The organism is Pseudomonas sp. JS3066 (genome assembly GCF_036328175.1).
Lineage (GTDB): Bacteria > Pseudomonadota > Gammaproteobacteria > Pseudomonadales > Pseudomonadaceae > Metapseudomonas.
The window spans coordinates 47,619-61,642 of record NZ_CP143312.1 but is presented as its reverse complement, the minus strand read 5'-3'; the positions used below and the strand labels follow the sequence as shown (position 1 = coordinate 61,642).

At 61.2% G+C, this 14,024-nt stretch carries 12 protein-coding genes; 9 read left to right on the top strand and 3 right to left on the bottom strand.

The genetic code is table 11. The features are described 5' to 3' along the window. Positions 1-226: 226 nt before the first annotated feature. The 5 genes from SA496_RS00250 (at position 227) to SA496_RS00230 (ending at position 6,937) form a co-directional block, all read left to right on the top strand. Positions 227-2,149 (top strand): PrkA family serine protein kinase, encoded by a 1,923-nt coding sequence (locus SA496_RS00250; RefSeq protein WP_120653320.1) that lies wholly within the window; start codon positions 227-229, stop codon positions 2,147-2,149. 98 nt (positions 2,150-2,247) lie between these two features. Beyond that, on the top strand, positions 2,248-3,519 hold the full coding sequence (locus tag SA496_RS00245) for a YeaH/YhbH family protein (protein WP_120653321.1): 1,272 nt from the start codon (positions 2,248-2,250) through the stop codon (positions 3,517-3,519). 13 nt (positions 3,520-3,532) lie between these two features. Then, the gene (locus SA496_RS00240; RefSeq protein WP_330114855.1) at positions 3,533-5,098 is read left to right on the top strand and encodes a SpoVR family protein; all 1,566 of its coding nucleotides are present in this window, start codon (positions 3,533-3,535) and stop codon (positions 5,096-5,098) included. A gap of 64 nt (positions 5,099-5,162) precedes the next feature. Then, positions 5,163-5,672: a DUF4136 domain-containing protein gene (locus SA496_RS00235; RefSeq protein WP_330114854.1), complete on the top strand. Its 510-nt coding sequence runs from the start codon at positions 5,163-5,165 to the stop codon at positions 5,670-5,672. A 32-nt stretch (positions 5,673-5,704) separates the two neighbouring features. Further along, a complete protein-coding gene (locus tag SA496_RS00230) occupies positions 5,705-6,937 on the top strand; it encodes a multifunctional CCA addition/repair protein (protein WP_330114853.1) in 1,233 nt (410 codons plus the stop codon). Here the strand turns inward: SA496_RS00230 and folK are convergent. Together folK and folB are read right to left on the bottom strand one after the other, a co-directional pair. Next, a complete protein-coding gene (folK, locus tag SA496_RS00225) occupies positions 6,910-7,452 on the bottom strand; it encodes a 2-amino-4-hydroxy-6-hydroxymethyldihydropteridine diphosphokinase (RefSeq protein WP_120653325.1) in 543 nt (180 codons plus the stop codon). The two genes, SA496_RS00230 and folK, sit on opposite strands and share 28 nt — an antisense overlap. Next, positions 7,443-7,796, bottom strand: coding sequence for a dihydroneopterin aldolase (gene folB, locus SA496_RS00220; protein WP_120653326.1), 354 nt, complete (start codon positions 7,794-7,796; stop codon positions 7,443-7,445). Before folB ends, folK begins: the two co-directional genes overlap by 10 nt. 51 nt (positions 7,797-7,847) lie before the next feature. On the opposite strand from folB, the gene plsY reads away from it, so the two are divergent. Then, on the top strand, positions 7,848-8,417 hold the full coding sequence (gene plsY, locus SA496_RS00215) for a glycerol-3-phosphate 1-O-acyltransferase PlsY (protein ID WP_120653327.1): 570 nt from the start codon (positions 7,848-7,850) through the stop codon (positions 8,415-8,417). Between the two features lie 29 nt (positions 8,418-8,446). Here plsY and tsaD read toward each other — a convergent pair whose 3' ends face one another. Further along, positions 8,447-9,472, bottom strand: coding sequence for a tRNA (adenosine(37)-N6)-threonylcarbamoyltransferase complex transferase subunit TsaD (gene tsaD, locus SA496_RS00210; RefSeq protein ID WP_330114852.1), 1,026 nt, complete (start codon positions 9,470-9,472; stop codon positions 8,447-8,449). Positions 9,473-9,678: 206 nt separating this feature from the next. Between tsaD and rpsU the strand changes: the two genes are divergently transcribed. The 3 genes from rpsU to rpoD all read left to right on the top strand — a co-directional run bounded on the left by rpsU (position 9,679) and on the right by rpoD (position 13,993). Continuing rightward, positions 9,679-9,894, top strand: a complete 216-nt coding sequence (gene rpsU / locus SA496_RS00205) for a 30S ribosomal protein S21 (protein ID WP_003085057.1) — start codon at positions 9,679-9,681, stop codon at positions 9,892-9,894. Positions 9,895-10,083: 189 nt separating this feature from the next. Further along, positions 10,084-12,072 carry a DNA primase gene (gene dnaG / locus SA496_RS00200; protein WP_330114851.1) on the top strand — a complete coding sequence of 663 codons (1,989 nt, stop codon included), beginning with the start codon at positions 10,084-10,086 and terminating at the stop codon, positions 12,070-12,072. 67 nt (positions 12,073-12,139) lie between these two features. Continuing rightward, entirely contained in the window at positions 12,140-13,993 is a 1,854-nt protein-coding gene (gene rpoD, locus SA496_RS00195) for an RNA polymerase sigma factor RpoD (RefSeq protein ID WP_330114850.1), read from the top strand. The last annotated feature ends 31 nt before the right edge of the window (positions 13,994-14,024 follow it).

Sequence of the window (14,024 nt, the reverse complement as noted above, 5' to 3'; positions counted from 1 at the left end):
CGGTAATCCCCTGTTATCGTCCCGTAACGCTTGACCTTGCCGATAACGAACTACTCTTAGCTCAGGCCATCCAAAAAAGGGGAGAGCCGGTACACCGGTTCCGGGCCATCGGCAGCGACCATTCAGGTGTTCTGGGGGATTTCAATCGGCCGACCTTCTTCGGCTGACTGCCCGCACCCGCATAACCGACCCCGCGCCGGCTTCCTGATTCCAGCGAGGTGACGTCATGAGCATTTTCAGCCACTTCCAACAACGCTTCGAAGCGACTCGCCAGGAGGAATATTCCCTTCAGGAATACCTCGACCTGTGCAAGCAGGACCGCAGCGCCTACGCCACCGCCGCCGAACGTATGCTCATGGCCATCGGTGACCCGGAACTGCTCGACACCTCGCTCGATCCGAGGTTGTCACGGATCTTCTCCAACAAGGTGATCCGTCGCTACCCGGCCTTTGCCGACTTCCATGGCATGGAAGAGTGCATCGACCAGATCGTTTCCTACTTCCGCCACGCTGCCCAAGGCCTGGAAGAGAAGAAGCAAATTCTCTATCTACTTGGCCCAGTGGGTGGTGGTAAGTCGTCCCTGGCGGAAAAGCTCAAGCAGCTCATGGAGCGCGTTCCCTTCTACGCCATCAAGGGCTCGCCGGTGTTCGAATCGCCTCTCGGACTGTTCAACGCGGATGAGGACGGTGCCATCCTCGAAGAGGAATACGGCATCCCACGTCGCTACCTGCGTTCAGTGATCTCGCCCTGGGCGACCAAGCGCCTGAATGAGTATGGCGGCGATATCAGCAAGTTCCGCGTGGTCAAACTCTATCCATCGATCCTCAACCAGATCGCCATCGCCAAGACCGAGCCCGGTGACGAGAACAACCAGGACATTTCTGCCCTGGTGGGTAAGGTGGATATCCGCAAGCTCGAGGAATTCCCACAGAACGACGCCGACGCCTACAGCTTTTCGGGCGCGCTGTGCCGGGCCAACCAGGGCCTGATGGAATTCGTCGAGATGTTCAAGGCGCCGATCAAGGTGCTGCACCCGTTGCTGACCGCTACCCAGGAAGGCAATTACAACAGCACCGAGGGCCTGGGCGGCTTGCCCTTCAGCGGCATCATCCTGGCCCACTCCAACGAATCGGAATGGCACAGCTTCCGCAATAACAAGAACAACGAAGCCTTCATCGACCGGATCTACATCGTCAAGGTGCCCTACTGCCTGCGGGTTGCCGACGAGATCAAGATCTACGACAAACTGCTCGTCGGCAGCTCCCTGGCCCATGCCCACTGCGCGCCGGACACCCTGCGCATGCTTGCACAGTTCTCGGTGCTGTCACGCCTGAAGGAACCGGAGAACTCCAACATCTATTCGAAGATGCGTGTCTACGACGGTGAGAACCTTAAAGACACCGACCCGAAGGCCAAGTCGATCCAGGAGTATCGCGATACCGCAGGCGTAGACGAAGGCATGAACGGACTCTCGACCCGTTTCGCCTTCAAGATCCTCTCCAAGGTATTCAACTTCGACCCGCACGAAGTGGCAGCCAACCCGGTGCACCTGCTCTATGTGCTGGAGCAACAGATCGAGCAGGAACAGTTCCCGGCAGAGATGCGTGAGCGCTACCTGCGCTACATCAAGGAATACCTGGCCCCGCGCTACATCGAGTTCATCGGCAAGGAAATCCAGACGGCCTATCTCGAGTCCTACAGCGAGTACGGCCAGAACATCTTCGACCGCTATGTGCTGTATGCGGACTTCTGGATCCAGGATCAGGAATACCGCGATCCGGAAACTGGCGAGATCCTCAATCGCGTAGCCCTGAACGAGGAGCTGGAGAAGATCGAGAAGCCGGCCGGCATCAGCAACCCGAAGGACTTCCGCAACGAGATCGTCAATTTCGTGCTGCGCGCCCGGGCCAACAACAACGGCAAGAACCCCAGCTGGCTGAGCTACGAGAAGCTGCGCGTGGTCATCGAGAAGAAAATGTTCTCCAACACCGAGGATCTCCTGCCGGTCATCAGCTTCAATGCCAAGGGGAGCAAGGAGGAGCAGCAGAAACACAACGACTTCGTCAAACGCATGGTCGAGCGCGGCTATACGGAGAAACAGGTACGCCTGCTGTCCGAATGGTACCTGCGGGTACGCAAGTCGCAGTAAAACAGTCTCAAGCTGCAAGCCAGGAACACGCCAGCCGGAGGCGCCGTCTCGTACGGCGTCCTCCGCGCTTTGCAGCCTGAAGCTCCCCGGAGGGGTCTATGAGTTACGTCATCGACAGGCGATTGAACGGGAAGAACAAGAGCACCGTGAACCGGCAGCGGTTCCTGCGGCGCTACCGCGAGCACATCAAGAAGGCCGTGGAGGAGGCCGTCAGCCGCCGTTCCATCACCGATATGGAGCATGGCGAACAGATCAGCATCCCCGGTCGTGACATCGACGAGCCCGTCCTGCATCACGGTCGCGGTGGTCGCCAGACCATCGTCCACCCTGGCAACAAGGAGTTCACCAGCGGTGACCGCATCCCTCGCCCTCAGGGTGGCGGAGGTGGGCGTGGTGGCGGCAAGGCAAGCAACCAGGGCGAGGGGATGGACGATTTCGTCTTCCAGATCACTCAGGAGGAGTTCCTCGACTTCATGTTCGAGGACCTTGAGCTACCCAACCTGGTAAAGCGCCACCTCACCGGCTCCGACACATTCAAGACTGTCCGCGCCGGGATCAGCAATGAGGGCAATCCATCGCGGATCAACATCGTCCGCACCCTTCGCTCGGCCCACGCCCGTCGCATCGCACTTTCCGGCAGTAGCCGCGGCAAGCTGAAAGAGGCGAAAGCGGAGCTGGAGCGCCTGAAGCGCGAGGAACCGGACAACTTCGGCGATATCCAGGAGCTTGAGGCGGAAATCGCCAGGCTTCGCGCCAGAATCGAGCGAGTCCCCTTCCTCGACACCTTCGACCTCAAGTACAACCTGCTGGTCAAGCAGCCCAATCCCTCGTCCAAGGCGGTGATGTTCTGCCTGATGGACGTGTCCGGCTCCATGACCCAAGCCACCAAGGACATCGCCAAGCGCTTCTTCATCCTCCTGTACCTCTTCCTCAAGCGGAACTACGACAAGATCGAGGTCGTGTTCATCCGCCATCACACCAGCGCCCGCGAGGTGGACGAGGAGGAATTCTTCTATTCCCGGGAAACCGGCGGCACCATAGTCTCCAGCGCACTCAAGCTGATGCAGGAGATCATGGCAGAGCGCTACCCCATCAACGAATGGAACATTTACGCCGCCCAGGCTTCGGACGGCGACAACTGGAACGACGATTCACCCATCTGCCGGGATATCCTGATCAAGCAGATCATGCCGTTCGTGCAGTACTACACCTACGTCGAGATCACACCGCGCGAGCACCAGGCGCTGTGGTACGAGTACGAACAGGTCTGCGAAGCGTTCGGCGATACCTTCGCCCAGCAACAGATCGTCTCGGCGGCGGATATCTACCCGGTGTTCCGCGAGCTGTTCCATCGCAGGCTCGTGACCTGAGGGGAGGCGTGAAATGACTGCCAGCAAGAAGGAACGAAAGCCCATCTCCACAGGGTCGGAATGGACCTTCGACCTGATCCGCACCTATGACCGCGAGATCAGCAGGATCGCCGAGCGCTACGCGCTGGACACTTACCCAAACCAGATCGAAGTGATAAGCGCCGAGCAGATGATGGATGCCTATGCTTCAGTCGGCATGCCTATCGGCTATAACCACTGGTCCTACGGCAAGCATTTCCTTGCAACCGAGAAAGGTTACTCGCGCGGCCAGATGGGTCTGGCATACGAGATCGTGATCAACTCCGACCCCTGCATCGCCTATCTGATGGAAGAGAACACCATCACCATGCAGGCCCTGGTCATCGCCCATGCCTGCTACGGCCACAACAGCTTCTTCAAGGGCAACTACCTGTTCCGCACCTGGACCGATGCCAGTTCGATCATCGACTACCTGGTGTTCGCCAAGCAGTACATCAACCAGTGCGAAGAGCGCCACGGCATCGACGCGGTGGAAGACCTGCTCGATTCCTGCCACGCCCTGATGAACTACGGCGTGGACCGCTACAAGCGCCCCTACCCCATTTCAGCCGAAGAGGAACGGCGTCGGCAGAAGGACCGAGAAGAACACCTGCAGAAGCAGATCAACGATCTCTGGCGCACCATTCCCAAGGGTGCCGGCAAGGGCGGCGAGCGGGACAACCAGCGCTTCCCCGCGGAGCCGCAGGAAAACATCCTCTACTTCATCGAGAAGCACGCCCCGCTACTGGAACCCTGGCAGCGGGAAGTCGTGCGTATCGTGCGCAAGGTCGCCCAGTATTTCTATCCACAGCGCCAAACCCAGGTGATGAACGAAGGCTGGGCCACCTTCTGGCACTACACCCTCCTCAATGACCTGTACGACGAAGGCCTGGTGACCGACGGTTTCATGATGGAATTCCTGCAATCCCATACCAGCGTGGTCTATCAGCCGCCCTTCGACAGCCCCTACTACAGCGGCATCAACCCCTACGCCCTGGGCTTCGCGATGTACCGCGACATCCGCCGCATCTGCGAGGAACCCACGGAGGAAGACCGCCACTGGTTCCCGGACATCGCCGGCAGTGACTGGCTGTCGACGCTCAAGTTCGCCATGAACAGTTTCAAGGACGAAAGCTTCATCCTGCAGTTCCTCTCACCCAAGGTGATCCGCGACTTCAAGCTGTTCAGCATTCTTGACGACGACCAGAAGGATGAGCTGTACGTACCTGCCATTCACGACGAACAGGGTTACAAGCTGATCCGCGAAACCCTGGCTGCCCAGTACAACCTCGGGAACCGCGAACCCAACGTGCAGATCTGGAGCGTCGACCGCCGTGGTGATCGCTCGCTGACGCTGCGCCACCAGCAGCACGACCGCAAACCCCTGGGCGAGTCCACCGAGGAGGTACTCAAGCACCTGCACCGTCTTTGGGGCTTCGATATCCACCTGGAAACGCGCCACGGTGAACAGATCACAGGGAGTCATCACGTCCCCCCAAAGGGGGAGCGCACTGAGGACGGGGAATACCCACGCCTGGACCTGATCATTCCACCCATTTGATCGGTTGACCGCGTGCCCGGCACACGCCGAGCATGCGGTTCACCCATATGGGAGCCGTCCTCAGATGCGCCTGTACTTCGTCCTGCTGCTGTGTCTGGCCCTGGCCACCTGCACCACCTCCATCCCGCAGATTCGCATCCTGCAACCGGCCAGTACCGAACTGGCCGGACGCAGCAGCTTTGCGCTGATTCCGCCGGAGCAGGCGGTGAACGGCGAGTTGCCCTATCCAGAGCGCTATACCCAGCTCACCCCTCTGATCCGTCAGGAACTGGAGGCCCGCGGTTATCGCGCCGACAGCGATGCCCAGCTGCGGGTGTACTACTGGCTGGCGGTGAACAACCAACCGCTGGAATTCAAGGTCAATCAGGCACCACCCAGCCCCCTTGGCCCCTACCAGGCCATCCACCGACTACGTGATGAGGCCGGCACATTGCGCCTGCGCTTGACCGACCCTGCCGGCAACGTACTTTGGGAAGGCTTGGCCAGCACCGGCCTCAGCCCTTCCCGGGACAGCGCCGAACTGCTGGAAAACGCCGCAAGGGCCCTGGTCGGGCAGATTCCTGCAGCCCGCTAGGCTGCTATCCTCCGCAGCCACGGAGGCAATACATGCAGATATACAAAGTCGGTGGCGCGGTTCGCGACCGCCTGTTGAACCGTCCGGTCACCGAGAATGACTGGGTCGTGGTGGGCGCAACCGCCGAAGAGATGCTGGAAAAGGGTTACCGTCCGGTGGGTGCGGACTTTCCGGTGTTCCTGCATCCACAGACGGGCGACGAATATGCGCTGGCGCGCACCGAGCGCAAGAGTGGCCGCGGCTATGGTGGTTTCACCTTCCATGCCAGCCCGGACGTGACCCTGGAACAGGACCTGATCCGCCGCGACCTCACGGTCAACGCGATGGCGGAAGATGACCACGGCAACGTAATCGACCCGTATGGCGGCCAGAAAGACCTCGAATCCCGCGTCTTGCGCCATGTCTCCCCTGCCTTCGCCGAGGACCCCCTGCGGGTCCTGCGTGTTGCGCGCTTCGCCGCGCGCTATGCGCCCCTCGGCTTCACCGTCGCAAATGAGACCCTGGAGTTGATGCGGCAGATCGCCGAATCGGGCGAGCTGAACGCCCTCACACCGGAGCGCAGCTGGAAGGAAATATCTCGCGCCCTGTTGGAGTCACGCCCGGACGTATTCATCCAGGTGCTGCATGACTGCGGCGCCCTGGCAGCCTGGCTGCCAGAGGTGGACAGCCTGTTTGGCGTGCCGCAGCCGGCGAAACATCATCCCGAAGTGGACACCGGCGTACACGTGCTAAACGTCCTGCGCCAGTGCGCCGAGCACGACCAGCCGCTGACCGTGCGCTGGGCCTGCCTGCTGCATGATCTGGGCAAGGGCCTGACACCAGCGGAAGAATGGCCCCAGCACATCGCCCACGAGAAACGCGGGCTGAAACTGATCCAGGCTATCAACGAGCGTTGCAAGGCACCCCGCGACTGCCAGGAACTGGCGTTGCTGGTGGGCGAGTATCACACTCACGCCCATCGCGCCCTGGAACTGCGTGCATCCACCTTGCTGGAGCTCCTGCAAAGCTTCGACGTCTACCGCCGGCCGCAGCGCTTCGAAGAGTTCGTCGCGGCCAGCGAGATGGACGCCCGCGGTCGCACCGGTCTGGAGCAGCGAGACTATCCACAAGCGGCCTACCTGCTCGGTGCAGCGCAGGCCGCACGGAAAGTTGCCGTACAACCCCTTCTTGATAAGGGACTTAAAGGAGCCGAATTGGGCGAAGCGCTCAAGGGCGAGCGCCTCAAGACCCTCAAGGCCTACAAGGAAGGCTGCGGGAAGGCTTGAATCAGCCCAGGCGGCGTCAGTTCGACGCCGCGCCAGGAGAAGGACGCAGGCCAGAGTGCCTGCTCGATGGCGGCGTTTTCCCAGAGTTCAGCGAAGCGGCGATGTTCACCGGGGTGCTTCAGCTCAGGCGCCAGCAGCGCCAGAGGCCAGAGAACGAAGGCGTTCTTCAGCACTTCCGGGCGCGGCAGGACAAGTCCGTCGAAATTCCCCACACGGTCGCCATACAGCAACACGTCGATATCCAGCGGCAGGCCTTTGCGACCTGGCGCATAGCGACCGTTGTCAGCCTCGATCTCCTTCAGACGGCGATCCAGCTCATGCAGGGACAGGTCGGTAAGGGCGGTCACCACGAAATTGAAGAAATTCCCGCTCTTGATGCCCACAGGGAAGCTCTCGAACACCGGGGAACAGCGAATGTCCTGGAGGAATCCGTCCAGCGCTTCAAGCCCTGCGGTCAGGTTCCTCTCGCGCTCGATATTGCTGCCGAGACCGAGGTAGATAGGCGTCAGCGGCATCCGCGCTCGATCTCCACACCAACACTGCTGGCCGCCGGTACGGCACCAGGCTTGTGCAGCTTCAGACGAACCCAGGGGATGTTGAACTCCGCCATCAGCACCGCCACCAGGCGCTCGGCGAAGGTCTCCACCAGAAGGTACTGCGCCTCGGCGGCGAAGGCCTGGATGCGCTGGGAAACGGCGGCGTAGTCGAGTGCTTTCTCGAGGTCATCGCCAGCGGCGGCTGGTCGGTTGTCCCAGGCCAGCTGCAGGTCCAGCCGCAGGCACTGACGGATACTGCGTTCCCAGTCATAGGCACCGATTACGGTGTCCACTTCCAGACCCTCGATGAAAACCGTGTCCACGTCAGTGCTGCCCCGCTAGAATCGGGACTTCCTCGCCCCGGAATGGATACCATGTTTTGGCTGCTGGCGACTCTCGCCTACCTGCTCGGATCGTTGTCCTTCGCCATTCTGCTCAGCCGACTATTCGGCACGGGCGACCCACGTGCCCAGGGTTCCGGCAACCCTGGCGCCACCAACATGCTGCGGGTGGCGGGAAAGAAACTTGCGATCCTGACCCTGCTTGGCGACCTGCTCAAAGGCTTGTTGCCGGTACTGGTCGCCCAACTCTGTGGCTTCGACATCCAGCAGCAAGCCTGGGTCGGCCTCGCAGCAGTGGTCGGGCACCTCTATCCCCTGTACTTCCGCTTTCGCGGCGGCAAGGGCGTGGCCACCGCCGCCGGCATGCTGCTCGGCCTTTATCCTCCGGCGGCACTTCTAGCCATCTGCGCCTGGTTGTTGACGTTCTACCTGACCCGCACCAGTTCGCTGGCGGCTCTTATCGCCACGCCGCTAACCCTGCCTTTGCTGGCCTGGCAGCAACCTGGCGCGCTACTGCCAATGACAGTGCTGACCGGACTCATCGTCTGGCGCCATCGAGGAAATCTACGCGACCTTTTCGCCGGACGCGAACGGCATTTCTGAATGACCGAGTGAAATCGGCTCACCCGTCGTCAGACGGGTGGCAACTGCTCCATCGACCAACGCGCCTGCACACCTATCGCCGGACCATCCTGTTGGCCCGCCAGCAAACGCTGGCAGCCGGCGTAAGCGATCATCGCGCCGTTGTCAGTGCAGAAACGCGGCCGGGCATAAAACACATCACCCTTCAGTTCGCCGAGCATCTTGCCCAGCGACTGGCGCAACGACTGGTTGGCGCTGACACCGCCCGCGATCACCAGACGCTTGAGACCGGTCTGCTTTAGCGCCCGACGGCATTTGATGGTGAGAGTCTCCACCACCGCCTGTTCGAAGGCCAGAGCGATGTCGCAACGGGTTTGTTCGCCGTCGTCCCCAGCATCGCGGCAACGCTGCCAGGTATTGAGGGCAAAGGTCTTGAGGCCGCTGAATGAGAAGTCCAGGCCGGGACGATCGGTCATCGGTCGCGGGAACACGAAGCGGCCAGGCGTGCCGCTCTGGGCCAGTCGCGCGATTTCCGGGCCACCCGGATAGCCGAGGCCGATCAGCTTGGCCGTCTTGTCGAAGGCCTCGCCCGCGGCATCGTCCACCGACTCGCCGAGCAACTGGTAACGGCCAATACCATCCACCCGTACCAGTTGGGTGTGACCGCCCGAAACCAGCAAGGCGACGAACGGGAACTCCGGTGGCGTTTCTTCCAGCATGGGCGCCAGCAGATGGCCTTCCATATGGTGCACACCGAGCGCCGGCAAGCCCCAGGCGAATGCCAGCGCCTGGGCGCAGGAGGCCCCCACCAGCAGCGCACCAACCAGGCCGGGACCCGCTGTGTAGGCGATACCGTCGATATCCTCGGGCTTGCGACCGGCCTCTTCCAGCACTTCGCGCAGCAGCGGCAGCAGGCGCTTCACGTGGTCGCGGGAAGCCAGTTCGGGCACGACCCCGCCGTAGACCCGATGCAGGTCGATCTGACTGAACAGCGCGTCAGCCAGAAGGCCGCGTTCGCTGTCGTAAAGTGCGACGCCGGTTTCGTCGCAAGAGGTTTCCAACCCCAGCACTAGCATGGGTACGAGCCTTTCTGGCCTGGTAAAAGAAGAAGGCGCGAATCATAATCGCCACCCCCAGCGCCGACCAGCGGTTTTCGACTGAAGGCTTTGCATTCCGTGCCCTGAGGCGTTAATATCCGCAGCCCTTGAAATCCGACGCGCCACCGAGCCAGCTTTTGCCGGAATGCGTCGACCATTCGGTAATTGATGAAGGTACGACCTGGATGCCAGCCGTCAAAGTTAAAGAGAACGAACCCTTCGACGTAGCTCTGCGTCGTTTCAAGCGCTCCTGCGAGAAAGCCGGCGTACTGGCCGAAGTTCGCAGCCGTGAGTTCTACGAGAAGCCCACTGCAGAGCGCAAGCGCAAAGCCGCCGCCGCGGTCAAGCGTCACGCCAAGAAAGTGCAGCGCGAGCAGCGTCGCCGCGAGCGCCTGTACTGAGTTAGCAGGCTACGCCGCACGCTCACGCATCGCCCGGCTCCGGCCGGGCGAGTGCATGCTGGGCACACAGGAAACTCCGCTTCGCTCCGGCGAATCGCGGAGTTTTTTGCTTTTCAGCCTTAACCTCGCTTCTGTCGCCTCCGACCGGCCGCGAGTATGCTTTGAACCTTCCTGCGCCCCGAGCACCCTATGACCGGCCTGATCCCCCAAGGCTTCATCGACGACCTGCTGAACCGCACCGACATAGTCGAAGTGGTCGGCGCGCGCGTGCAACTGAAAAAGGCCGGCAAGAACTACACTGCTCGCTGCCCATTCCATAACGAAAAGACACCATCCTTCAGCGTCAGCCCGGACAAGCAGTTCTACTACTGCTTCGGCTGCGGCGCCGGCGGCAATGCCCTCGGCTTCGTCATGGATCACGATCACCTGGAATTCCCCCAGGCGGTCGAGGAACTGGCCAAGCGCGCAGGCCTGGAAGTCCCAAGAGAAGAAGGCAGCCGTAGCAGTGGGCCGCGCCAGCCCAGCGATTCACCGCTCTACGCCCTGCTCACCGCCGCATCCGATTACTACCGCCACGCACTGAAACAGCATCCGACTCGCAAGGCCGCCGTCGAGTACCTGAAAGGGCGCGGCTTGACCGGCGAAATAGCCCGCGACTTTGCCCTCGGCTTCGCTCCGCCCGGTTGGGACAACCTGCTCAAGCACATGGGCGGCGACAGCCTGCAGCAGAAGCACATGATCGATGCCGGCCTACTGATCGAGAACGCCGACTCGGGCAAGCGCTACGACCGCTTCCGCGACCGCGTGATGTTTCCGATCCGCGACAGCCGTGGACGCATCATCGCCTTCGGGGGGCGCGTGCTTGGCGACGACAAGCCCAAATACCTGAACTCGCCGGAAACCCCTGTTTTCCATAAGGGCCAGGAGCTCTACGGGCTGTTCGAAGCACGCAAGCACAATCGCAACCTCGACGAAATCATGGTCGTCGAGGGTTATATGGATGTCATCGCCCTGGCCCAGCAGGGCCTGCGTAATGCCGTTGCAACACTGGGCACAGCCACCAGCGAAGAACATATCCGCCGCCTGTTCCGACTGGTGCCGAACATTCTCTTCTGCTTCGACGGCGACCAAGCCGGGCGCAAGGCTGCCTGGCGCGCCCTGGAAGCAGCCCTGTCCGGCCTTGAGGATGGACGCCGTGCGCGCTTCCTGTTCCTGCCCGAGGGCGAAGACCCGGATAGCCTGGTCCGCAAGGAAGGCACCGATGCCTTCAGGGCGCGAATCAACCAGCACGCGCAACCGCTCGCGGACTATTTCTTCCAGCAACTGACCCAGGAAGCCGACCCCACTTCCCTGGAAGGCAAGGCCCACCTGGCTACGTTGGCCGCCCCACTGATCGAGAGGATTCCAGGCGCCAACCTCAAGGCCCTGATGCGCCAGCGGCTGGCCGAGATCACCGGGCTCAACGGCGAGGCACTCGGCCAGTTCGCCCGCAGTGCGCCAGTCAGCAGCGAGAGTCTCAGCCATCCAGACGACGCGTACTACGCATCCTTCGCGGGCTACGACGACCAGCAACACGAGCCGGACCATTCGCACTACTTCGAGCAGCCAGCCGCACAACCAGGAAATTGGCAGAAGGACGAACGGCGCAAGGAAGGCTGGAAAAAGGACGATTGGAAAAAAGACGGCAAGAAGTGGAGCAAGCAGGGACGCGATGATTTCAAGCGGCCGCCGCGCACAGAGGTGAAAGTGGAATCCCCTACCCTCACGGCATTGCGCACCTTGCTGCACCATCCGTCATTGGCGCAGAAGGTCGAGGATGCCAGCCACTTCGCAGCCGAAGACGACACGTACGCCCAACTCATGGTGTCGCTCGTTGAAGCCGTTCAGAAAAATCCGAAACTTCGTTCGCTGCAGCTGATAGCGCGCTGGCACGGTACCGATCAGGGCCGTCTGTTACGGGCTCTGGCGGAAAAGGAATGGCTGATTTCCGAAGACAACCTTGAACAACAGTTTTTCGACACTATAACTAGGTTGTCGGCTCGCCAGCGGGAACGCCGCCTGGAAAATCTGCTGCGGAAAGCGCGGCAAAGCGAACTCAGCGCAGAGGAAAAAGATCAGCTGCGCGATCTTCTCAACCGCAACACTTCTCCCCTGACTCCGACCTCAACTGGCGCGTAAGGCCCCGGATCAGGTATAATCCTCGGCTTGTTTTCAGCCCGCCAAGACCTTAAGTGGATAGGGTGCTATGTCCGGAAAAGCGCAACAGCAGTCTCGCCTCAAAGAGTTGATCGCCCGTGGCCGTGAGCAGGGATACCTGACTTACGCGGAGGTCAACGACCACCTGCCGGAGGATATTTCCGATCCGGAACAGGTGGAAGACATCATCCGCATGATCAACGACATGGGGATCAACGTATTCGAGAGTGCTCCGGATGCGGATGCCCTGTTGCTGGCCGAAGCCGACACCGACGAAGCCGCAGCCGAAGAAGCCGCAGCCGCACTCGCTGCGGTGGAAACCGACATCGGCCGCACTACCGACCCTGTGCGCATGTACATGCGTGAAATGGGTACCGTGGAACTGCTGACCCGCGAAGGCGAGATCGAAATCGCTAAACGCATCGAGGAAGGCATCCGCGAAGTCATGAGCGCGATCGCCCACTTCCCTGGCGCTGTCGACGGCATTCTCGCCGACTACCAGCGCATCACCAGTGAAGGTGGTCGCCTGTCCGACGTTCTCAGCGGCTATATCGACCCGGACGACGGCACCCTGCCAGCCGAAGAGGTCGAGCCTGTCGAGCTGAAGGACGATTCCTCCAAGGCCAAGGAAAAGGACGACGAGGAAGACGAAGAAGGCGACGGCGACGACGCAGAGGAAGAAGGCGACGGCGGTCCTGACCCGGAAGAAGCCCTGCGCCGCTTCACCGCAGTTTCCGACCAGCTCGAAAAGGCCAAGAAGGCCCTGAAGAAGCACGGTCGCAACAGCAAGCAGGCCACCGAGGAGCTGCTGGCCCTGGCCGAGCTCTTCATGCCGATCAAGCTGGTGCCGAAGCAGTTCGACGCCCTTGTGGAAAAAGTCCGCAGCGCCCTGGATCGCGTCCGCGGCCAGGAACGCGCCATCATGCAGCTCTGCGTGCGTGATGCCCGTATGCCGCGTGCCGACTTCCTGCGCCTGTTCCCGGGCAACGAAGTCGACCTCGACTGGGCCGACGGCCTGGCCAAGGGCAAGGCCAAGTACGCCGAAGCCATCGGCAAGCTGGTGGACGACATCAAGCGCAACCAACAGAAGCTGGTGGATCTCGAGAACGAGGTCGAACTGACCGTCAACGAGATCAAGGACGTCAACCGTCGCATGTCCATCGGCGAAGCCAAGGCTCGCCGGGCGAAGAAAGAGATGGTCGAGGCCAACCTGCGTCTCGTGATCTCCATCGCCAAGAAGTACACCAACCGCGGCCTGCAATTCCTCGACCTGATTCAGGAAGGCAACATCGGCCTGATGAAGGCGGTGGACAAGTTCGAATACCGTCGCGGCTACAAGTTCTCGACCTATGCCACCTGGTGGATCCGTCAGGCGATCACTCGCTCGATCGCCGACCAGGCACGCACCATCCGTATTCCGGTGCACATGATCGAGACCATCAACAAGCTCAACCGCATCTCCCGTCAGATGCTGCAGGAAATGGGCCGCGAGCCCACTCCGGAAGAGCTTGGCGAGCGCATGGAGATGCCTGAGGACAAGATCCGCAAGGTACTGAAGATCGCCAAAGAGCCGATCTCCATGGAAACCCCGATTGGCGACGACGAAGACTCTCATTTGGGCGACTTCATCGAGGACAGCACCATGCAGTCCCCGATCGATGTAGCCACAGTGGAGAGCCTCAAGGAAGCGACCCGCGAAGTCCTGGCCGGCCTCACTGCCCGTGAAGCCAAGGTCCTGCGCATGCGCTTCGGCATCGACATGAACACCGACCACACCCTTGAGGAAGTCGGCAAGCAGTTCGATGTAACCCGTGAGCGTATCCGCCAGATTGAAGCCAAGGCGTTGCGCAAACTTCGCCACCCGTCGCGAAGCGAGCACCTGCGCTCCTTCCTCGACGAATAAGCGATACGACAACCCCCGGCCAGTCCGGGGG

Excerpts from the sequence above, each read along its gene's own strand:
- dnaG (WP_330114851.1), top strand. The coding sequence starts at position 10,084 with ATGACCGGCCTGATCCCCCAAGGCTTCATCGACGACCTGCTGAACCGC.
- rpsU (WP_003085057.1), top strand. The coding sequence starts at position 9,679 with ATGCCAGCCGTCAAAGTTAAAGAGAACGAACCCTTCGACGTAGCTCTG.
- SA496_RS00245 (WP_120653321.1), top strand. The coding sequence starts at position 2,248 with ATGAGTTACGTCATCGACAGGCGATTGAACGGGAAGAACAAGAGCACC.
- SA496_RS00250 (WP_120653320.1), top strand. The coding sequence starts at position 227 with ATGAGCATTTTCAGCCACTTCCAACAACGCTTCGAAGCGACTCGCCAG.
- tsaD (WP_330114852.1), bottom strand. The coding sequence starts at position 9,472 with ATGCTAGTGCTGGGGTTGGAAACCTCTTGCGACGAAACCGGCGTCGCA.
- SA496_RS00230 (WP_330114853.1), top strand. The coding sequence starts at position 5,705 with ATGCAGATATACAAAGTCGGTGGCGCGGTTCGCGACCGCCTGTTGAAC.
- SA496_RS00235 (WP_330114854.1), top strand. The coding sequence starts at position 5,163 with ATGCGCCTGTACTTCGTCCTGCTGCTGTGTCTGGCCCTGGCCACCTGC.
- plsY (WP_120653327.1), top strand. The coding sequence starts at position 7,848 with ATGTTTTGGCTGCTGGCGACTCTCGCCTACCTGCTCGGATCGTTGTCC.
- rpoD (WP_330114850.1), top strand. The coding sequence starts at position 12,140 with ATGTCCGGAAAAGCGCAACAGCAGTCTCGCCTCAAAGAGTTGATCGCC.
- SA496_RS00240 (WP_330114855.1), top strand. The coding sequence starts at position 3,533 with ATGACTGCCAGCAAGAAGGAACGAAAGCCCATCTCCACAGGGTCGGAA.
- folK (WP_120653325.1), bottom strand. The coding sequence starts at position 7,452 with ATGCCGCTGACGCCTATCTACCTCGGTCTCGGCAGCAATATCGAGCGC.